Below are 19480 nucleotides of genomic sequence, written 5' to 3'. Positions count from 1 at the left end.
CACGTCGGCGGCCGACCGGTCGCCGGGACACCGTCCGAGGAAGGAGCTCCCGTGCTGGCCGTGCTCGACCGACCGACGCAGGATGCCGTTTCGCCGGACGTCTCGCTACTGTTGGGGACGATGACCGACTCACCTGAGACCGTGGTCGGCGCTGCAGCTCCCGCCGAGGGAGGCGTCGACGTAGCCAACGAGACCGAGGCGGAGCGCCAGCTCCGGTTCGAGCAGGACGCGCTGCCGTTCCTGGACCAGCTCTACTCCGCCGCGATGCGGATGACCCGCAACCCGCAGGACGCCGAGGACCTCGTCCAGGAGACGTTCGCGAAGGCGTTCGCCGCGTTCCACCAGTTCAAGCCCGGCACGAACCTCAAGGCCTGGCTGTACCGGATCCTCACCAACACCTTCATCAACACCTACCGCAAGAAGCAGCGGGAACCGCAGCAGTCGATGGCCGAGGACGTCGAGGACTGGCAGCTCGCCCGCGCCGAGTCGCACAGCTCCAGCGGACTGAAGTCCGCGGAGATGGAAGCCCTCGAACACCTTCCGGACTCGGACGTGAAGGAGGCGCTCCAGCGCCTGCCCGAGGACTTCCGGCTCGCGGTGTACCTCGCCGACGTCGAGGGCTTCCCGTACAAGGAGATCGCCGAGATCATGGACACCCCGATCGGAACCGTGATGTCGCGGCTGCACCGCGGCCGCCGCCAGCTGCGCGAGATGCTCTCGGACTACGTGCGCGACAACGACCTGCTCCCCTCCGGCACGAAGGGTTCGGGGTCATGACCTCCTCGCACGACTCCCAGGACTGTTCGAAGATCATCCACCAGATCTTCACGTTCATCGACAACGAGCTCGAGCAGGCGGACTGCGCGGTCATCCAGCAGCACCTCGACGAGTGCGGCCCGTGCCTGGCCAAGTACGACCTGGAGCGCACCGTGAAGGCGCTGGTCGCGCGGTCCTGCTCCGAGCACGCCCCGGACAGCCTCCGCGAGAAGGTCCTGGTCCGGATCCGGCAGGTGCAGGTCACCATCTCCGAGTCGGGCACCGACGTCGGCTGACCGGCCCACGGAGGGGCCCGATTGGTGCCGCGCCCGGGTTCGGTGAGAAGATGACCGCTGCTCCGCCGATCGAGGGCGGACCAGAGCAGTTGCGAGGAGGACCGACATGGGCAAGACCGGCCGCAAGCGCCGCGCGCGCAAGAAGAAGGGCGCGAACCACGGCAAGCGCCCCAACGCCTGACGGCGTCGGGCTTCCCGTGGTCCGCRCCAGGCGCGCTCTGTCATGCAGGGGATGCTCCGCATCCCCTGTCGGCAAGCGCCCCAACGCCTGAGTGTCAGGTCCTACGTTGACCGACGCTTCAGAGCTTCCCGAACTCCTGGGTCGTACGACGACCCGGGAGTTCGTCGTTTCCGACGCCGACACCGCCGCGGCGGTCGGCTCCGGCAGTCTGGCGGTGCTCGGCACCCCGGTGCTGCTCGCCTGGTGCGAGGCGGTCACCTGCGCCGTCCTCGACCTGCCCGACGGGTCGACCTCGGTCGGGACCCGGGTCGCGCTCGAGCACCTGGCCGCCTCCCGGGTCGGGGCCGCGGTCGCGGTCACCGCGACCGTCACCTACGCCGACGGCCGCCTCGTCCGCTTCGCCGTCGAGGCCCGCGACACCGGGTCGCAGAAGCTGCTCGGCACCGGCGAGATCACCCGGGTGGTCGTCGACGTCGAGCGGTTCCTCGGGCGTCTCTAGCCCTCAGATGCCGAACGTGCTCCGCGGGTAGGCCGCGTTCACGTCGGTGATCACGTTGACGAAGTAGGGCACGTTCGCCGCGAACGCCCGGTCGATCGCGGGACCGATCTGCGCCGGGTCGGTGACACACTCACCGGCTCCGCCGAGGGCCTTCACCACCTCGTCGTACCGGGTCCGCGGCGCGAGGTCGGCGGCGACGTCGTACCCGTAGAGCATCTGCATCGGGCCCTTCTCCAGCCCCCAGGCGGAGTTGTTGCCGCAGATCATCACCACCGGCAGGTCGTGCCGGACCAGGGTGTCGACGTCCATCAGCGACATCCCGGCGGCGCCGTCGCCGTACAGCAGGACGACCTGCGCCGAGGGCCGGTGCAGCCGGGCTGCGATCGCGGCGCCGAGGCCCGCGCCGAGGCAGCCGTACGGGCCGGGGTCGAGCCAGCCGCCGGGCCGCTTCGGCTCGACGAACTTGCCGGCGAAGGAGACGAAGTCGCCGCCGTCGCCGATCACGATCGCGTCCTCGGCCAGCCGCGGCACCAGCTCGCCGTAGATCCGCGCCGGATGGATCGGGTCGGCGGTCGCGCCGAGGAGCTCGGCGTCCCGCGCCGTGGCCGCGGCCACCGTGGCGGCGAGCGCCTCGGTCCACTCCGCCCAGTCCGGCTTGTGCCGCGCGCGGAGGACGGCCTCGCGCAGACCGTCCAGGACCAGGGTGAGGTCGCCGGAGGCGGACCCGGCGAGCTCGGCGTGCGCGGAGACCTGGCCGGGGGAGTCGGCGAGGTGCACGGTCTTCGCGACCGGTGCGCCGTCCTTGCCGCCGAAGACGCCGTAGGAGAGCCGGAAGTCCAGCGGGGTTCCGGCCACGACGACCAGGTCGGCGGTGCCGAGTGCCTGGCCACGGGCCTTGGTCGCCAGCAGCGGGTGCCCGCCGGGGACCACGCCGCGGCCCATCCCGTTGGTGATCGCCGGGATGCGGAGCTCCTCGACCAGCCGCAGCGCGGCCTCCTCGGCCCCGTCGGCCCAGACGTCGGTGCCGAGGACGAGGACCGGCCGCCGCGCGGCGACGAGCAGCCCGGCGATCGCGGCGAGCGCGTCCGGGTCCGGGGCCACCGGCTCGGCGGCGGCGACGGCCGGCCGGACGCTGCTGGCGCTGTTGAAGAACTCGTCCATCGGGACGTCGACGAAGACCGGTCCGCGGTGCGAGGAGCCGGCGACCGTGAACGCCTCGTGCAGCCCCGGCGCCACGTCGGCCGCGGTGTGCAGGGTGCGGGCCAGCTTGGAGACCGGCGCCAGGATCGGCGGCTGGTCGAGCTCCTGGAGCGATCCGGTGCCCCAGCGGTTCGCCGGAGCGCGTCCGCCGACGACCACCATCGGCGAGCCGGCGAACTGCGCCTGCGCGACCGCGCTGACGCCGTTGGTCACGCCCGGTCCCGCGGTGAGCACCGCCAGACCCGGCTTCCGGGTGAGCTTGCCGGTGGCCTCGGCGGCGAAGGCGGCGGTCTGCTCGTGCCGGACGTCCAGGATCCGCATCGGCGGCTCGGCCTTCACGGCGCCGTCGTACATCGGGAAGACGTGCGCGCCGGACAGCGTGTAGAGCGCGGAGACCCCGTGGGCCCGGGCGACCTCGACCGCGTGCTGGCCCGCGTGCGCCTCGACGGCGGCACCGGTCTGGACGTCCTGCTCGGGAACCTGCGTCATGAGCGTGAGGCTACAAGCGCAGGTCCCCCGGCGGGAGGGCGTCAGTGCGCGCGTCGCGGTGCGAAGTACGCCGGGTTGGTCGCGCGGAGCTGCTCCATCAGCACCAGCAGCAGGTCCGAGCGGACGGCCGGGTGACCGGTCGGCCCGGCGGGGGAGAGCGCGAGCTGCAGGTGCAGGCTGCGCAGGTAGCCCTGGACGTTGCCGGCGACCCGGAACGGGTTCACCGTCGCGCTGCCGCGGGTGCGCGCCCCGGCCGCGAGCCGGGCCACCCACGGCTCCAGCACGTCGAGGCCGAGGATGTCGCGCCGCAGCAGGTGCATGGTCGCGAAGGCCAGCCGGTCGTCCTCGCCGCAGACCAGGAACGCGTCGGTGCCGGCGAGCAGCCGGTCGGCGATCACGTCCAGGACCACGGTCAGCTCCAGCCGGCCCAGGTACGGCGACCGGGCCAGCGCCCCGAGCGCGTCCGCCCCGTGCGCGACGGCGTGCGCCCAGCCCTTGCCGGGGACGAAGCCGCGCAGGTCCTGCTCGCGGGAGAGCCAGCTCATCACCCGGTCGCCCCAGCGCATCACCACGTCCGGGCCGCCCAGGCCGGCGACCGTGGTCCGGTCGATGCACTCGGTGAGGATCAGCGCGGAGAAGCTGCGCCGGAAGACGGTGTCGCCCTCCCGGGCGCCCAGGCCGACGTCCAGGCCGTGGCACATCCCGTCGCCGAGGCCGACCAGCAGGTCGTCGTACACGCCCTCGTCGATCCAGGTGGCCATCGTCGGGAACGCGATCCCCTCGCGGATGTCGGGGTCCGGGTCGCCGAGCATCCGGGTCAGGTCCTCGGTCATCTCGACCAACGACCGGTCCGGGGGGACCCGTAACCCGTCCGCGACTACCTGCTCCCAAAATCCCGAGGCCATATGGCCCATTCTTGCATCCGGTACCGCCGGGTCTCACCGCCCGGTTGGGCCCTTTCCGGGCCGTCCCGCGGCGGTCCCCGGCGCGGCGTCTACGCTGGCTCCGTGCTGTCGCTCCCCGAGCTCGCCCGCGCCCACACCGACCTCACCTCCGACGACGTGGCCTGGCTGGCACTGCTCCAGGCGGATTGGCAGATCATCGCCGACCTGTCCTTCGCGGACCTTGTCCTGTGGCTTCCCGACCGGGACGGCTCGGGGTTCTGGGCCGGCGGCCAGATGCGGCCGACGACCGGGCCGACCGCGCTGGTCGACGACGTGGTCGGGACGTTCGTCGCGGCCGGGAAGCGGCACCTGCTGGACGCGGCCTGGCGCGACGGCCGGATCGCCCGGGACGGTGACCCGGAGTGGCGCGACAACGTCCCGGTGCGGGTCGAGGCGATCCCGGTACGCCGCGACGGCCGCGTCATCGCCGTGGTCGGCCGGAACACGAACCTGCACGGCGTGCGCACCCCGAGCCGGCTGGAGCTCTCCTACCTGCAGACCGCCAGCGAGCTGACCCAGATGATCGCGCACGGCGCCTTCCCGTACCCGGGGCAGCGCTCGGACCACGCCGACTCGCCCCGGGTCGGCGACGGATTCATCCTGCTCGGTCCGTCGGGCAAGGTGAGCTACGCGAGCCCGAACGCGCTCTCGGTCTTCCGCAAGCTCGGGCTCGCCGGTGATCTCGCCGACCAGGACCTCGCCGACGTGACCCGGTCGCTGGTGCCACCGGCGCTGCGTCCCGACGAGGAGACCATCTCGGCGGTGCTCGGGGCCCGGGTGCCGCGCGACGTCGAGATCGGCAACGGCGACGCGACCGTGATCGTCCGGGCGATCCCGCTGCGGCCGACCGGCGAGCAGACCGGCGGCCTGATCCTGCTCCGCGACGTCACCGACCTCCGCAGCCGCGACCGCGAGCTGGTCACCAAGGACGCGACCATCCGCGAGATCCACCACCGGGTGAAGAACAACCTGCAGACGGTCGCGGCGCTGCTGCGCCTGCAGGCGCGCCGGATCGAGTCGGTGAGCGGGCGGGAGGCGCTCGAGGAGGCGGTCCGCCGGGTCGGCGCGATCGCCGTGGTCCACGAGACGTTGAGCCAGAGCTACGAGGAGGCGGTGGAGTTCGACGCCGTCGCCGACCAGCTGATCGCGCTGGTCAGCGAGGTCGGGGCGCACCAGGGGTCGGTCCGGCTGCGGCGTACCGGGTCGTTCGGCACGGTCGCCTCCGAGGTCGCCACGCCGCTGGCGATGGTGATCACCGAGGTGCTGCAGAACGCGATGGAGCACGGGTTCCCCGACGAGCGCGCGGGGACCGTGGAGGTGCTCGCCGGCGAGGAGGACCGGGTGCTGTCGGTCCGCGTCGTCGACGACGGGATCGGCCTGCCCGCGGGGTTCGACCCCGCAGGGCTGAGCAGCCTGGGCCTGTCGATCGTCCGGACGCTGGTGGCCGAGCTGGGTGGCTCGCTCACGATCGGTCCACGGGCGGACGGGACCGGCACCGAGGTCGCGTTCGCGTTCCGTCCCGAGGGGTTCAGCGCCGGACGCGCCTGATCAGGCGGTGCGGACCCGGGCCCGTGCGTTGCGCCGCTTGAGGGCGCGGCGCTCGTCCTCGCTCAGGCCGCCCCACACACCGTGGTCCTGCCCCGCCTCGAGCGCCCAGGCGAGGCACTGCTCGCGCACGTCGCAACGACGGCACACCTGCTTGGCCTCCTCGATCTGGAGGATGGCCGGCCCGGTGTTGCCGATGGGGAAGAACAGCTCCGGGTCCTCGTCGAGGCACGCAGAGCGGTGACGCCAATCCATGGCGAAGGACTCCTGTTCTGGAGGGTGTGTGAACGCGTTCACTAGGTCTTGCCCAACCCCGGACCGATCGGGTCCAGGGGGAGGGGCGCAACTACGTCGCCGAGACGGGCGCAGTTACCCACAGATGCTCGCAACATCTGCTGCCCGGCACAAGACCCCACGCAGGTCGCCTTGGTCACAAAAAGACCGGTTTTCAATCACCCGCCTCCGAGCGGCTGGGTGCGCGCGACTACCCTCCGTGTCGTGCCCGCCCTCTCCGACCTGACCCGCCACGGCGCCCCGGTCCCGCTCCTGGTGGCCGCCGGGGTGGTGCTCGCCGAGGGCGTCGTCGCCGCGGCGTACGGCGTCGCCGAGCTGTTCCACCTCACCGGCAGCCGCGCGGTGATGGGCGTGACCACCGCACTGTTCTTCCTCGTCCTCGGCGTCGCGATGGCTGCCTGCGCCTGGGGCCTGACCCGCGTGCGCGTGTGGGCCCGCGGCCCGGTCATGCTCACTCAGCTGATCGCGCTCGGCCTGGCCTGGAACTTCGGGACCGGCGGCACCTGGCAGGCCTCGGTGGCCCTCGCCGTGCCGGCGGTGGTGGTCCTGGTCGGCATGCTGCACCCGCGCACCATCGAGGCGATGAACGAGTCCGAGCGGGACGACTGACCCGGCCGTCCGTCGAGCACTCAGTCGATCGAGGACCGGAGCTGCTCCAGCGTCCTGCTGAGCAGCCGGGAGACGTGCATCTGCGAGATGCCGATCTCCTCGGCGATCTGGGACTGGGTCTTCTGCTGGTAGAAGCGCAGCAGCAGGATCTGCTTCTCCCGTGCCGGGAGCCCCTCCAGCAGCGGGCGCAGCGACTCCCGGATCTCGACGTTCTCGAGCGCCTCGTCGTCCACGCCGAGGGTCTCCAGCATCGAGCCGGCCGAGCCCTCGGCGCCGTCGCCGGCGTCCAGGGAGAGCGTGGAGTAGGCGTGCGCGGACTCGATGCCCTCCAGGACCTCGTCGATGCCGACGCCGATCTGCTCGGCGATCTCCCGCGGGGTGGGGGACCGGCCGAGCTGCTGGCTCAGCTCGGCGGTGGCGGCGGTGATCGCCATCCGCAGCTCTTGGAGCCGGCGCGGCACCCGGATCGCCCAGCCCTTGTCGCGGAAGTGTCGCTTGATCTCGCCGAGGATCGTCGGGGTCGCGTACGTCGAGAACTCGACACCGCGGTCGAGGTCGAAACGGTCGACCGACTTGATCAGCCCGATGGTGCCGACCTGGACCAGGTCGTCGAGCGGCTCGCCGCGGTTGAGGAACCGGCGCGCGCAGTGCTCGACCAGCGGGAGGTGCAGCTCGATCAGCGCGGCGCGCGCCTCGGACTGGGCGGCCTCGTCGGTCGCGGGGTCGCGCAGGACCGCGAAGAGGGCGGCGCTGCGCTCCCGCGGTGTGCCGTCACCGGTGGGATCGTCCACCCGTCAGCCCCGCAGGCTCGTGACGGGTGTCCCGGAGGCCGGGGCCGGGTCCCGGGCGACGGCCAGGTGGATGACGAGCAGACCGTCGACCGCCTCGGCGCGGACGTCCCGCGCGGTGGTCGAGAGCACCTGCCAGGCGAAGCTCTCCGGGTCCGGAGGCGTGGCCTGCTCGGACTCGGCGGCGATCCGGACGTCGATGCGCTCGGGCGACAGCCGGTACGACGCGATCAGGTCCGCCTCCGGCCGGGCCCGGGCGAGCACCATCGCGCAGGCCTCGTTGACCGCCATCCTCAGGTCCTCGATGTCGTCGAGGGTGAAGTCGAGCCGTGCCGCGATGCCGGCGGTCGCCATCCTCACCACGGCGACGTACGCCGTCTCGGCAGGGACGCGGACCTCGGCGTCTGGCTTCATGGGACCGAGACTAAGCCGAACGGGGTCGCTCCCGTGGGAGCGACCCCGTCCGGGCCGGTCACTTCGTGATCGCGTTCAGCGCGTCGACCTCACCGGAGCCGAACCAGCTGTTGTGGCCGGTGCCTCCCTGGCAGGTCTGCGGCGCCCCGCTGTTCACCGACGGGAAGAACGCGTACGCCGACACGTCCGCCGGGCACGCCAGGCGGGTGGCGGTCGACCCGAGCTTCGCGGCGACACCGTTGGTGGAACGTCGCACGCTCAGCATCAGCGCCACGACGCCGGCCGCGTGCGGGCTCGCCATCGACGTGCCCTGCTGGTAGCAGTAGGTCGCGCCGGAGGGGTCGACCACGCGTCGGGCCGGCAGGCAGGTGACCGTGAGCAGGCTCGCCGGCCAGGTCGACAGCACCCGCCCGTTCGGGGCGTCGGCCGTGAGCTGCAGGATCGAGTCGCCGCCGGGGGCCGCGACGTCGACGGCCGAGACGCCGTAGGAGGAGTAGAACGACTTCAGCCGCAGGTTGCCGGTCGCACCGACGCCGACCACGCCGGGCACCTCGACGGGAACGACGGCGCAGGCGTTGGAGATGTCGCGCAGCACCGGGTTGGTGTCGTCCGGGCTGGTGGCGTCCTGGGTCGGGTGCGATAGGTCGTCGGCCTCGTTGCCGCTGGCGGAGACGACGATGCTGCCCTGCTGCTGGGAGAACTTGATCGCGCGCCGCTCGGCCTGCCAGATCGCCCGCTGGGCCGGGTCGTTCTTGCAGTTGTACAGCCAGGGGTCGGCGAAGTAGCTGTTGTTCGTCACCGGGATGCCGTGCGTGCCGGCCCAGATGAACGAGCAGATGACGGCCTCGGGGAAGAAGAACCCGTCGGCGTTGCCGGCCTTGATGCCGGCGATCTTGACACCCGGGGCGACCCCGACGATGCCGATCCCGTTGGCGGCCGCGGCGATCGTGCCCGCGGTGTGGGTGCCGTGGCCGTTGTCGTCCATCCAGGCGGCCGGGTTGGTGTTCGGTGCTCCGCTGGTGCAGTCGACGCTGCGGCTGAAGTCGACGTTCGGGGCGAGGTCGGGGTGGGTGTAGTCCAGGCCGGTGTCGATGTCACCGACGACCACGGAGCTGCTGCCGGGGTTGACCGCCTGGGCCTGGGGCGCGTTGATCTGGGCCATGTCCCACTGGAGGCCGGAGAGGGTGTCGGTGCCGTTCAGCGGGACGAGGTCGGCCGCGGCCGCTGCGCTGTCGGAGCCGAGGTTGTCCGCGACGTCGCGGACGCCGAAGCCGGCCGTCGAGGAGACCCCGCTGACCTTGGCCGTCCTGCTCATCGCGGCAGCGAACCCGCTGCTGGCCGACCGGGCTACGACGACGCCGATCTGGCTGTAGTTGGCGACGACGGACCCGCCCGCCTTGGCGACCGCGGTGGCGGCGCCCGAGCTGGATGCGCCCTCCTGGTAGAGCACGAGGTAGTTCGTCGAGGTTCCTGCCGGGGCGGCCTGGGCCGTCGGGGTGAGGACGCTGAGCGCGGTGCCGCCTGCGACGAGTAGTCCGGCGAGCGCGGTGATCCCGAGATGATGCTTCTGCTGCTTCATCTGACCCTCCCGATGTGATTGGTCGGAAACAAGCCGTTTTCGACCAACTTTCGACGCTATGCCCGGGTACCGGCGACCACAAGAGGGTTCGTCGGAAATGCGAGACGGGACCACACCTGTGACAGGTGTGGTCCCGTTCGGGAAGTGCCGGGGAAGACCAGTCAGGCCTTCTTGGTCCCGGTCACGTCCTCGCGAGCTCAGGCGTGCGGCAGACGGCGAAGGCCTTCACTGCGTTCAGGCCTTCTTGGTCTCCCAGAAGATCGTGGCGATCTCGTCGATCTTGGCGAGCAGCTGGTCGGCGACCTCGGCGTCCAGCGAGCCCTTGGTGCCGCCGGCACCGGCGAGCTTGGTGGCCTCGTTCACCAGCGTGTGCAGCTGCGGGTACTTCTCGAAGTGCGGGGGCTTGAAGTAGTCGGTCCACAGCACCCAGAGGTGGTGCTTGACCAGCTCGGAGCGCTGCTCCTTGATCTGGATCGCACGGGTGCGGAAGTCGGGGTCGTCGTTGTCGGCGACCTTGGCGATGAGCGCCTTGATCGACTCCGCCTCGATGCGGGCCTGAGCCGGGTCGTAGACACCGCACGGCAGGTCGCAGTGGGCGGAAACCTCGACGGTGGGTGCGAACAGTCGCGCGAACATCCTCGGTCCTCTCTGGTGGATCACTGGGATTGGCAAAGCACCTGCGACACTACTCCGCGTGGAACCGAGCCGTCGTTGGGGTCTCGCCGTGGTGAGCGGACCGTCGATGGAGCCGACGCTGCGGTCGGGGGACCGGCTGGTCGTCGACTACCGCCGTACGCCGGACCCGGGCGACGTCGTCGTCGCCGACTTCCCGGACGGCGCCCTGGTGGTCAAGCGCGCGGCGTACCGGCAGAGCACCGGGGCCGGCGAACCCGGCTGGTTCCTGCTCGGGGACAACCGGGACCAGGGGGTCGACTCCCGCCACCGCGGCGCCCTCCCGGACCGCAGCATCCGCGGCGTCGTGCGGTTCCGGATCTGGCCGCGGCCGGGCCGGGTACGTTCACGTGTCTGATACGCCACATTCACCCCTTGCCCCTGGGGACGCCGTGGTGTCTGTGAGACGATGGGCGCTGGGTCACCCCCTCGGTACGGCACTCCACCGGCTCACGCAAGGTCGGCGTTCGAGCAGCCTCACGCCTTCCGCTTCCTGCGCACAGCCCTGAGCGAGGACGCAGTCCCGCTTCCCGATGTCACGAGAGAGCCAACCTCATGGTTGCATTTGACCAAATGCCTGATCTGGAACCTGCACCGATCGAAGGGGCCCGCGCCCACGACCCCGTCTTCGCGCTGCACGCCGGCGGCAAGATGGAGATCGCCTCCACCGTGGCGCTGAACGGCCCCGACGAGCTCTCCCTGGCGTACACCCCCGGTGTCGCCGACGTCTGCACCGCGATCGCCGAGGACCCGTCGATCTACGGCGACTACACCTGGACCGCGAACACCGTCGCCGTCGTCACCGACGGGACCGCGGTGCTCGGCCTCGGCGACATCGGCCCGCGGGCCGCGATGCCGGTCATGGAGGGCAAGGCAGTGCTGTTCAAGCAGTTCGGCGGGATCGACGCGATCCCGATCTGCCTGGACACCACCGACACCGACGAGATCATCGAGACCGTCGTGCGGCTGGCGCCGAGCTTCGGCGGCATCAACCTCGAGGACATCTCGGCGCCGCGGTGCTTCGAGATCGAGGAGCGGCTGAAGCAGCGCCTCGACATCCCGGTCTTCCACGACGACCAGCACGGCACCGCCGTGGTCACGCTGGCCGCGCTGGAGAACGCGATGGCGCTGACCGGCAAGTACCACGACACCGTCCGGATCGTCGTCTCCGGCGCCGGTGCCGCGGGTGTCGCCGTCACCCGGATCCTGCTCGCCGCCGGCTACCGCGACATCGCGGTGCTCGACCGGGCCGGCGTGCTGCACCGCGACCGCACCGACATGAACCCCAGCAAGCGCGCGCTCGCGGCCGACACCGCGGACACCACCGGCCGGTGGGGCTCGCTCGCCGCCGTGATGGAGGGCGCGGACGTCTACATCGGCCTGTCCGGCGGCACCGTCCCGGAGGAGGTCGTGGCGTCGATGGCTGAGGAGGCGATCATCTTCGGCCTCGCGAACCCGACGCCGGAGGTGCACCCGGACGTGGCTCACAAGTACGCGCGCGTGGTCGCCACCGGCCGCTCGGACTTCCCGAACCAGATCAACAACGTGCTCGCCTTCCCGGGCATCTTCCGGGGCGCCTTCGACGCCCGCGCGACCGCGATCACCGAGGGCATGAAGCTGGCCGCCGCCCAGGCGCTCGCCGCGATCGTCGGCGACGACCTCCGCGAGGACTACATCATCCCGTCGCCGTTCGACCCGCGGGTCGGGCCGTCGGTCGCCAGCGCGGTCGCGGAGGCGGCGCGACGCGACGGCGTCGCCCGTAGGTAGCCTCGAACCACGCCTGACGCCGTTCGTCCTCGACTGGGAGCTGTGACCACGTGTTCGCTGTGTATGCCGAGAAGTTCTCCTCCGACGACCCTCTGTCCGGCCTGGTGGTCGGCGAACGCCCGGATCCCGAGGTGCCCGCCGGCTGGGCCAAGGTCCAGGTCAGGGCTGCGTCGCTGAACCACCACGACCTCTGGTCGCTGCGCGGTGTCGGCCTGCGCGAGGAGGCGCTGCCGATGATCCTCGGCTGCGACGCCGCCGGGTACGACGAGGACGGCAACGAGGTCGTCGTGCACGCGATCGTCAACGACCCGTCGTGGACCGGCGACCAGACCCTGGATCCGAAGCGGTCGATCCTCTCCGAGCGCTACCAGGGCACGTTCGCCGACTACGTCGTGGTACCCCGGGCGAACCTGATCCCCAAGCCGGCCTCGCTCTCCTTCGCCGAGGCGGCCACGCTGCCGACGGCCTGGCTGACGGCGTACCGGATGCTGTTCACGCAGGGCAACCTCAAGGCCGGCGACACCGTCCTGGTGCAAGGCGCCGGCGGCGGCGTCGCGACCGCGCTGATCATCCTGGCCCGGGCCGCCGGCCTGAAGGTGCTCGCCACCAGCCGGGACGAGGCCAAGCGCGCCCGCGCGCTGGAGATCGGCGCCCACGAGGTCTTCGAGTCCGGCGCCCGGCTGCCGGTGAAGGTCGACGCCGTGATGGAGACCGTCGGCCGCGCCACCTGGTCGCACTCGATCCGGGCGCTGCGACCGGGAGGTGCGATCGTCATCTCGGGCACCACTTCCGGCCCGAACCTCGACGACGCCGAGCTGACCCGGATCTTCTTCCTGCAGCTGAAGGTGATCGGCTCGACGATGGGCAGCGCCACCGAGCTGGCCAGCCTGCTGAGCATGCTCGACGCGACCGGGGCCCGGCCGCTGGTCGACCGCGAGCTGCCGATGGACCAGGCGCGCGACGGGTTCGCGGCGATGGCCGAGGGCGACCTGTTCGGCAAGATCGTGTTCGTCAACGAGCACAGCACCCGGTAGGTCGCGGATGCGCACCCACCTGGTCACCGGAGCCCGCTCGGGTATCGGGCTCGCCCTCGCCGACCGGCTGGAGGAGCGCGGCGACCGCGTCCTCCGGGTGACCCGCGCGGACGTGGACCTGGCCGACGGCGCCGCGGTACGGCGCTGGGCCGAGCTCCTCGACGTCGACCGGCTGGACTCGCTGGTGCACATGGCCGGCACGGTCGAGCTCGACCCGGTCGCCTCGGTGGGCGTGGCGGAGTGGGAGCGGCAGATCGCCGTCAACCTGAACGCGCCGGCGCTGATGACCGGGCCGTTGCTGCCGGCGCTGCGCGCCGCCGGCGGGACGGTGGTCTTCGTGAACTCGTCGGCCGGACTGGCGGCGTACGCGGGCTGGGCGGCGTACGCGGCGTCGAAATTCGGGCTACGCGCGCTGGCCGACGCGCTGCGGGCCGAGGAGGCCGAGCACGGTGTCCGGGTCACGACGGTGTTCCCGAGCCGCACCGCGACCCCGATGCAGGAGAAGGTGCACGAGCAGGAGGGCCGCACGTACGACGCCTCCCGCTGGCTCCGCCCCGACACGGTGGTGGACACGATCCTGCACGTCCTGGACCTGCCCGCCGACGCGACCGTGCCGGAGATCGTCATCCGGCCCCGCTGAGCCCGCAACCGATTTCCGCACTGGCCTGGACCGGAAAACCGTTCGAGGAATGTCGGTGCCGGCCTCTAGGTTCTTTTTTGCGTAGCCGGTGTCGTACTCGGCCGGAGTCGTTCGTCGTAGGGATGAGAACGGTTCTCCGGGCGGAGTTTTCTCGGCCCGCCCCCGACCTACGAAGGACTTACCTCATGTCACACGCCCCCGGCACGTCCGCTGCCGCCCCGGCTACCGGTGCCCGGACCAGTCCCGCGGACATGGCCGTGCTCCGCTGGCTCGTCGCGGCCACCTTCATCGTGATTCTCAACGAGACGATCATGATCAACGCGATCCCCGACCTGAAGGAGCACTTCGGGGTCGGCAACGGTGCGGCCCAGTGGCTCACCACCGCGTTCATGCTCACGATGGCGGTGGTCATCCCGGTGACCGGCTGGTTCCTCCAGCGGGTGACCACGCGACAGGCTTTCGGCCTGGCGATGGCCGTTTTCTGCACCGGCACGCTGCTGGCCGCGGTGACGCCGGCCTCGATGTTCTGGCTGCTGATCGTGGCCCGGGTGATCCAGGCGACCGGCACCGCGGTGATGATGCCGCTGCTGATGACGACGCTGATGAACGTCGTCCCGGAGACCGACCGCGGCCGGGTGATGGGCAACGTCACCCTGGCGATGTCGGTCGCACCGGCGCTCGGCCCGGCCGTCTCCGGCCTGATCCTCTCCACGCTGTCGTGGCGCTGGATGTTCGGTCTGGTGCTTCCGATCGCCGCCCTGATCGGCCTGGCCGGCCTGCGCCGGCTCAAGAACGTCGGGGAGCCGACCGCGGGCTCGATCGACGTGGTGAGCGTGGTGCTCTCCGCGATCGGCTTCGGTGGCCTGGTCTACGGGCTGAGCCTGATCGGCAAGGACGACGCGGCGGTTTCGCCGTACCTGCTCATCGGCGGTGCGGCCGTGGTCCTCGCGCTCTTCGTGTGGCGGCAGGTGTCGCTGCAGCGGGGCGGGTCGCCACTGCTGGACCTGCGCACGCTGACGCACCCGACGTACGCGAAGGCCCTGGTGCTGATGGCGTTCGCGTTCATGGGCTTCCTCGGATCGATGCTGCTGATCCCGCTGTACCTCCAGGACGTGCGCGGCCTGACGCCCCTGCAGACCGGCCTGCTGATGATGCCGGGCGGTCTGGCGATGGGTCTGCTCGGCCCCACGGTCGGCAAGGCGTTCGACCGCGTCGGCGGCCGCCCGCTGGTGATCCCCGGCTCGATCGGGATCACGATCGCGCTCGGCCTGTTCACCCAGGTCGGCACGAGTACGCCGTACGCCCTGATCCTCGGGGCGCACATCCTGCTCATGATCAGCCTGGCCTGCGTCTTCACCCCGGTGTTCACCCTCGGCCTCGGTGCGGTCCCGCCGCAGCTGTACTCGCACGCGAGCTCGCTGCTCGGCACGCTCCAGCAGGTCGCGGGCGCGATGGGCGCGGCGCTCTCGGTGGCCGTCCTCACCGCCCGCGGTGAGTCGCTGGCCAAGGGCGGAGCCTCCGGGACCAGCGCCTACGTCGGCGGCATGCAGTGGGCGTTCGCCCTGAGTGCGGTTCTCTCCGTGGTCGTCATCGTCCTGGCGGTCCTGCTGCCCGGCCGGCTGCCGCAGACGGGTGGGCCCGTCGCGCCGATCGGGGACGACGAGATCGACGACCTGCTCGACGACGCCGAGGCTGTCCCGGCCGGCTGATCCTCAGCCGGAATTCTTCGAGCGCCAGTTGACGGCGCCGACGATCGTCATCATCAGCTGCGTCCGCGCCCGGTGCCTGATCTCGGTCAGGTCCCGGGCGTCGGCGCGCAGGATCTCCTCGGCCGTGGTGATCATCGCTCCGACGATCAGGTTCGACAGGATCCGCAGGTCCTCCGAGGACCAGTGGTCCATCGGCAGCCGGGCCAGGTCGGTGGCGAGCTCGCGCTCGAAGAGCTGGAACTCGCGGCGAACCGCGTCGCGGACGACCGCGGAACCGCCGGTCCGCTCGCGGGCGATGAACCCGAAGTGGGCGCGCTCCTCGCGGACGTGCTCCACGAGCACATCGACCGACCGGTCGACGACGTCGCTGAGCGACGGGTCGCCGCGGCGGACGTCGCGGATCATCGCGCGCAGCGAGCCGAAGGACTCCTCGACCAGGGCGAGGCCGAGCTCGTCGATCGAGGCGAAGTGCCGGTAGAAGGCGGTCGGCACGATGCCGACCTCCTTGGCGACCTGGCGCAGCGACAGGCCGGCCAGCCCGGTGTCCTCGGTGAGGCGCAGCGCGGCGTCGAGGATCGCACGCCGGGTGCGCTCCTTCTTCACGCTGCGGGTCTCCGTGGGGATCTCGGTCACGGGCGTCAGCGTACCGAGGTCAGGCCCCGTGATTTTCAGTGAACGGACGTACACCGTGTTCGGCGTCACGTCGACCCTCGCTTGACCCGTCTCCAGCACTGCCTTCATAGTTTCAGTGTACGCACGTTCACTGAAAGGAGGCCCCAGATGGGCATCGCCACCAAGCTCCTCGGCTCCAAGGCCGTCGCCGCGTTGACCGCACCGCACGGTGTGGACCGCTACCTCGAGATGTTCAACCCGATGTGGGCGGCCACCGAGGTTCGAGCCCGCGTCGTGTCCGTCCACCGCGAGAACCCGGACGCCGTCGGCTCGGCGCCGGTCGCCACGCTGACCCTGCAGCCGACCAGCACCTGGCGCGGCCACCGCGCCGGCCAGTACGTCCAGGTCGGCGTGGAGCTGCCCGGTTCCGCCCGGCGGATGACCCGCTGCTTCTCGATCTCCTCGGCCGCCTCGCTCCCCGGCGAGCGGTTCACGCTCACCGTCCGCGCCAACGACGAGGGCCAGGTGTCGAAGTTTCTGGTCAACCACGCCCGGCCCGGCCAGATGCTGCACCTGAGCCAGGCCGACGGCGAGTTCACGATCCACGAGAGCGCGGCCACCCCGACCAACAACCACCTGCTGATGATCAGCGGCGGCTCGGGCATCACCCCGGTGATGTCGCAGGTCCGCACGCTGCTCCGCGACGGGTACGACGGCCGCGCGAACCGCAAGGTCACCTTCCTGCACTTCGCCCGCTCGGCCGAGGACCAGATCTTCGCCGAGGAGCTGGCCGCGATCGCCGCCGGCGACAACCACGTCGAGGTGCACCTGCGCCACGGCGACCAGACCTTCAGCGAGTTCGAGCTGCGTCGGCGCGTCCCGGACTTCAGGGACACCGACACCTGGGCCTGCGGGCCCGCCGGGCTGATCGAGCTGGTGCGGGCGGCCTACGGCGACGACAACCCCCGGCTGCGGGTCGAGTTCTTCAAGCCACCGGCTGCTCCGATCGGCGCTGCCGAGGGCGACGTGAGCTTCACCCGCTCGGGGGAGGCCGCCGCGAACACCGGGCAGACCCTGCTGGAGCAGGCCGAGGCGCTCGGCCTGAAGCCGGAGTTCGGCTGCCGGATGGGGATCTGCTTCTCCTGCACCAAGACCAAGACCGCGGGCACCGTCCGCAACGTCCTGACCGGCGAGCAGTCCTCGCTGCCCGACGAAGAAGTCCGAATCTGCGTGAGCGCGCCCGTGGGCGACTGCTCCGTCGACCTCTGATCCGCAAGGGAGACAACCATGAGCAACACGATGACCACCAAGAGCGGCAAGCCCCGCGCGACGGTCGCCGCCAGCGACCCGAAGATCCCGAACCTGACCGCCGAGCAGCTCGAGGAGTTCGGCGACGAGCTGGACGCGATCCGGCAGCGGATCCTGGCCGACCTCGGTGAGGAGGACGCGGCGTACATCCGCAAGATCGTCAAGCGCCAGCAGCAGTTCGAGATCGCCGGCCGGGCGCTGTTCTACCTGCCGCCGGCGTGGCCGCTCGCCGTCGCCGCGCTCAGCGTCTCCAAGATCCTGGAGAACATGGAGATCGGCCACAACGTGATGCACGGCCAGTACGACTGGATGGGCGACCCGAAGCTGAACTCGCGGATCTACGACTGGGACACGATGGCCCCGGGCGAGAACTGGAAGTACGGCCACAACTACATCCACCACACCTACACGAACATCCTCGGCAAGGACCGGGACATCGGCTACGGCATCCTCCGGATGGACGAGGACCAGAAGTGGCGCCCGTACTACCTGGGCAACCCGCTCTACGCCGTCCTGCTGATGCTCTTCTTCGAAGAGGGCGTGGCCCTGCACGACCTCGAGGTCGAGAAGATCAAGACCGGTGAGCGCAGCTGGGCCGAGACGAAGAAGGTCGGCCGGCCGATCATCCGCAAGGTGAGCAAGCAGGTCCTCAAGGACTACCTGCTCTTCCCGGCCCTGACCGGCCCGTTCTTCCTGAGCACCCTGGCCGGCAACGCGGTGGCGAACATCGTGCGCAACATCTGGGCGTTCAACATCATCTTCTGCGGCCACTTCCCGGCCGGGGTCGCCACCTTCACCGAGGAGGAGTGCGAGAACGAGACCCGCGGCCACTGGTACTACCGGCAGCTGCTCGGCTCGGCGAACATCACCGGCGGCAAGCTCTTCCACATCCTGTCCGGCAACCTGTCGCACCAGATCGAGCACCACCTGTACCCGGACATCCCGGCTCGGCGCTACCCGGAGGCCGCGGTCGAGGTGAAGGCGCTCTGCGAGAAGTACGGCATCGAGTACAACACCGGCCGACTCTCCAAGCAGCTCTTCACCGTGGCGCGGAAGATCTGCCGGCTCGCGCTGCCGACCCGGGCGAAGTCCGCGCCGGAGCCCGAGGCCGCGGAGTACGTCGAAGCCGCCTGAGATGGGCCTCACGTTGCCGTCGAGGGGCCGGGTGCCCAGACTGGTCGGCATGAAGGACCACATCAGCAAGGCAGAGATCCGCAAGGACGCGCTCCAGGACGGCGTCGAGGCGGTCACCCACGCGGTGGGTCAGGGAACCCAGATCGTGGTCGGTGCCGTCGCCGACATCGCCAAGACCGTCGGCGGCCTGGCCACGGACCTGTTCGAGATCCGGGACGCGGCGCGTCGCGCCGGCCAGGACTCGCCGGTGCCGCCGGTCACGCCCCCGGCCGCGGCCGCGCCGGCCGACGGGGACGACCTCCCGGCCTGACGCCGCCCAGGACGAACGAAGAGGCCCCGCCCGCAGCTCGCTGCGGGCGGGGCCTCTTGCGTCGGTGCTCGACTCAGCCGAAGGACATCCGGAAGTCGGCCTGGCGGAACGAGGCGAACGAGCGCTTGCCGGCCAGCCAGCCGAGCGCGCCGTCGGGGTTGAACTCCCAGTGCGAGCGGCACGGCGCGGCCTTGGAGGAACCGACCAGGGCGGCGGTGACCTCCTCGCCGGTGGACCGCTGCTGCCAGGTCTTGCCCTTGAACGGCAGCCGCGGGACGGCGTGCGAGACGTCGCTGAACCGGGCCGAGACGATCGGGACGCCGTCGAGCGAGGCGGTCCAGGCCGTCCGGGTGACCAGGGACTCGCGGGTCGAGGTGAAGGTGAAGTCGCAGAGGTCCTTCGGGATCGCCCACAGGTCGCGGCCGCCGTGCACCGACTGGATCGAGTCGACCCAGATGTCGGTGATGTTGACCGACCCGTCGACCGGCCGGGCGACCAGGAGCTCGCCGTACGTGAGCGGGCTGGGCTCCTCGTACTTGACCAGCGCGACGCCGTACACGCCGGGCTCGCGGTCGGGGTGGTCGCCCTCCCGCACCTTGAAGAGGGACAGCCAGAGCTGGCCGGTCATGTCCCAGGGTGCTTCGGGGTAGGTGACGTCCCCGGAGGTGGGGGAGGAGATCCACTGCACGGTCATGCGCAG

23 protein-coding genes are annotated in these 19480 nt (G+C 71.1%); 14 read left to right on the top strand and 9 right to left on the bottom strand.

The window, feature by feature from the left end; translation table 11 throughout:
- The first annotated feature begins 120 nt into the window (after nucleotides 1–120).
- The 4 genes from AB4Y76_RS02535 to AB4Y76_RS02520 all read left to right on the top strand — a co-directional run bounded on the left by AB4Y76_RS02535 (nucleotide 121) and on the right by AB4Y76_RS02520 (nucleotide 1732).
- On the top strand, nucleotides 121–777 hold the full coding sequence (locus tag AB4Y76_RS02535; protein WP_441921924.1) for a sigma-70 family RNA polymerase sigma factor: 657 nt from the start codon (nucleotides 121–123) through the stop codon (nucleotides 775–777).
- Entirely contained in the window at nucleotides 774–1052 is a 279-nt protein-coding gene (gene rsrA / locus AB4Y76_RS02530; protein ID WP_441921923.1) for a mycothiol system anti-sigma-R factor, read from the top strand. Before AB4Y76_RS02535 ends, rsrA begins: the two co-directional genes overlap by 4 nt.
- A 106-nt stretch (nucleotides 1053–1158) precedes the next feature.
- Nucleotides 1159–1233, top strand: coding sequence for a 50S ribosomal protein bL37 (locus tag AB4Y76_RS02525; RefSeq protein WP_369759046.1), 75 nt, complete (start codon nucleotides 1159–1161; stop codon nucleotides 1231–1233).
- 106 nt (nucleotides 1234–1339) lie between these two features.
- Complete coding sequence (locus AB4Y76_RS02520; RefSeq protein ID WP_441921922.1) at nucleotides 1340–1732, top strand: thioesterase family protein; 393 nt, start codon at nucleotides 1340–1342, stop codon at nucleotides 1730–1732.
- A 3-nt stretch (nucleotides 1733–1735) separates the two neighbouring features.
- Here AB4Y76_RS02520 and AB4Y76_RS02515 read toward each other — a convergent pair whose 3' ends face one another.
- Together AB4Y76_RS02515 and AB4Y76_RS02510 are read right to left on the bottom strand one after the other, a co-directional pair.
- The gene (locus tag AB4Y76_RS02515; protein WP_441921921.1) at nucleotides 1736–3421 is read right to left on the bottom strand and encodes an acetolactate synthase; all 1686 of its coding nucleotides are present in this window, start codon (nucleotides 3419–3421) and stop codon (nucleotides 1736–1738) included.
- 41 nt (nucleotides 3422–3462) lie between these two features.
- Complete coding sequence (locus tag AB4Y76_RS02510; RefSeq protein WP_441921920.1) at nucleotides 3463–4254, bottom strand: DUF2785 domain-containing protein; 792 nt, start codon at nucleotides 4252–4254, stop codon at nucleotides 3463–3465.
- A gap of 174 nt (nucleotides 4255–4428) precedes the next feature.
- Here AB4Y76_RS02510 and AB4Y76_RS02505 point away from each other — a divergent pair, with 174 nt between their 5' ends.
- Entirely contained in the window at nucleotides 4429–5913 is a 1485-nt protein-coding gene (locus AB4Y76_RS02505) for a sensor histidine kinase (protein ID WP_441921919.1), read from the top strand.
- Here the strand turns inward: AB4Y76_RS02505 and AB4Y76_RS02500 are convergent, their stop codons facing one another.
- Nucleotides 5914–6165 (bottom strand): WhiB family transcriptional regulator, encoded by a 252-nt coding sequence (locus tag AB4Y76_RS02500; protein WP_027863177.1) that lies wholly within the window; start codon nucleotides 6163–6165, stop codon nucleotides 5914–5916.
- Nucleotides 6166–6408: 243 nt separating this feature from the next.
- On the opposite strand from AB4Y76_RS02500, the gene AB4Y76_RS02495 reads away from it, so the two are divergent.
- Nucleotides 6409–6813 carry a hypothetical protein gene (locus AB4Y76_RS02495; protein WP_441921918.1) on the top strand — a complete coding sequence of 135 codons (405 nt, stop codon included), beginning with the start codon at nucleotides 6409–6411 and terminating at the stop codon, nucleotides 6811–6813.
- A 20-nt stretch (nucleotides 6814–6833) separates the two neighbouring features.
- On the opposite strand, the gene AB4Y76_RS02490 is transcribed toward AB4Y76_RS02495, so the two are convergent.
- The 4 genes from AB4Y76_RS02490 to sodN all read right to left on the bottom strand — a co-directional run bounded on the left by AB4Y76_RS02490 (nucleotide 6834) and on the right by sodN (nucleotide 10230).
- Nucleotides 6834–7604 carry an RNA polymerase sigma factor SigF gene (locus AB4Y76_RS02490; protein ID WP_441921917.1) on the bottom strand — a complete coding sequence of 257 codons (771 nt, stop codon included), beginning with the start codon at nucleotides 7602–7604 and terminating at the stop codon, nucleotides 6834–6836.
- A 3-nt stretch (nucleotides 7605–7607) separates the two neighbouring features.
- Nucleotides 7608–8015, bottom strand: a complete 408-nt coding sequence (locus AB4Y76_RS02485) for an ATP-binding protein (RefSeq protein WP_441921916.1) — start codon at nucleotides 8013–8015, stop codon at nucleotides 7608–7610.
- Between the two features lie 58 nt (nucleotides 8016–8073).
- On the bottom strand, nucleotides 8074–9594 hold the full coding sequence (locus tag AB4Y76_RS02480) for a S8 family serine peptidase (protein WP_441921915.1): 1521 nt from the start codon (nucleotides 9592–9594) through the stop codon (nucleotides 8074–8076).
- 234 nt (nucleotides 9595–9828) lie between these two features.
- On the bottom strand, nucleotides 9829–10230 hold the full coding sequence (gene sodN, locus AB4Y76_RS02475; RefSeq protein ID WP_441921914.1) for a superoxide dismutase, Ni: 402 nt from the start codon (nucleotides 10228–10230) through the stop codon (nucleotides 9829–9831).
- Nucleotides 10231–10288: 58 nt separating this feature from the next.
- Here sodN and AB4Y76_RS02470 point away from each other — a divergent pair, with 58 nt between their 5' ends.
- The 5 genes from AB4Y76_RS02470 to AB4Y76_RS02450 all read left to right on the top strand — a co-directional run bounded on the left by AB4Y76_RS02470 (nucleotide 10289) and on the right by AB4Y76_RS02450 (nucleotide 15416).
- On the top strand, nucleotides 10289–10624 hold the full coding sequence (locus tag AB4Y76_RS02470; RefSeq protein WP_441921913.1) for a S26 family signal peptidase: 336 nt from the start codon (nucleotides 10289–10291) through the stop codon (nucleotides 10622–10624).
- A gap of 215 nt (nucleotides 10625–10839) precedes the next feature.
- On the top strand, nucleotides 10840–12033 hold the full coding sequence (locus AB4Y76_RS02465; protein ID WP_441921912.1) for an NAD(P)-dependent malic enzyme: 1194 nt from the start codon (nucleotides 10840–10842) through the stop codon (nucleotides 12031–12033).
- A 50-nt stretch (nucleotides 12034–12083) separates the two neighbouring features.
- Nucleotides 12084–13067 carry a zinc-binding dehydrogenase gene (locus tag AB4Y76_RS02460; RefSeq protein ID WP_441921911.1) on the top strand — a complete coding sequence of 328 codons (984 nt, stop codon included), beginning with the start codon at nucleotides 12084–12086 and terminating at the stop codon, nucleotides 13065–13067.
- A gap of 7 nt (nucleotides 13068–13074) precedes the next feature.
- Complete coding sequence (locus AB4Y76_RS02455) at nucleotides 13075–13707, top strand: SDR family oxidoreductase (RefSeq protein WP_441921910.1); 633 nt, start codon at nucleotides 13075–13077, stop codon at nucleotides 13705–13707.
- Nucleotides 13708–13892: 185 nt separating this feature from the next.
- Entirely contained in the window at nucleotides 13893–15416 is a 1524-nt protein-coding gene (locus AB4Y76_RS02450; RefSeq protein WP_441921909.1) for an MDR family MFS transporter, read from the top strand.
- 3 nt (nucleotides 15417–15419) lie between these two features.
- Here AB4Y76_RS02450 and AB4Y76_RS02445 read toward each other — a convergent pair whose 3' ends face one another.
- Nucleotides 15420–16049, bottom strand: a complete 630-nt coding sequence (locus AB4Y76_RS02445; protein ID WP_441921908.1) for a TetR family transcriptional regulator — start codon at nucleotides 16047–16049, stop codon at nucleotides 15420–15422.
- Nucleotides 16050–16196: 147 nt separating this feature from the next.
- Here AB4Y76_RS02445 and AB4Y76_RS02440 point away from each other — a divergent pair, with 147 nt between their 5' ends.
- The 3 genes from AB4Y76_RS02440 to AB4Y76_RS02430 are packed head-to-tail and all read left to right on the top strand — an operon-like array spanning nucleotide 16197 to nucleotide 18780.
- Nucleotides 16197–17297, top strand: a complete 1101-nt coding sequence (locus AB4Y76_RS02440; protein ID WP_441921907.1) for a ferredoxin reductase — start codon at nucleotides 16197–16199, stop codon at nucleotides 17295–17297.
- An 18-nt stretch (nucleotides 17298–17315) separates the two neighbouring features.
- Nucleotides 17316–18470 carry a fatty acid desaturase family protein gene (locus tag AB4Y76_RS02435; RefSeq protein WP_441921906.1) on the top strand — a complete coding sequence of 385 codons (1155 nt, stop codon included), beginning with the start codon at nucleotides 17316–17318 and terminating at the stop codon, nucleotides 18468–18470.
- 49 nt (nucleotides 18471–18519) lie between these two features.
- Nucleotides 18520–18780, top strand: a complete 261-nt coding sequence (locus AB4Y76_RS02430) for a hypothetical protein (protein ID WP_441921905.1) — start codon at nucleotides 18520–18522, stop codon at nucleotides 18778–18780.
- 73 nt (nucleotides 18781–18853) lie between these two features.
- Here AB4Y76_RS02430 and AB4Y76_RS02425 read toward each other — a convergent pair whose 3' ends face one another.
- On the bottom strand, nucleotides 18854–19474 hold the full coding sequence (locus AB4Y76_RS02425; protein WP_441921904.1) for a hypothetical protein: 621 nt from the start codon (nucleotides 19472–19474) through the stop codon (nucleotides 18854–18856).
- Nucleotides 19475–19480: the final 6 nt, after the last annotated feature.

Source organism: Marmoricola sp. RAF53 (assembly GCF_052114005.1).
In the GTDB taxonomy this organism is placed as follows: Bacteria; Actinomycetota; Actinomycetes; order Propionibacteriales; family Nocardioidaceae; genus Marmoricola.
The sequence above is the reverse complement of the archived record's forward strand: the minus strand, read 5'-3'. Positions and strand labels throughout refer to the sequence as shown.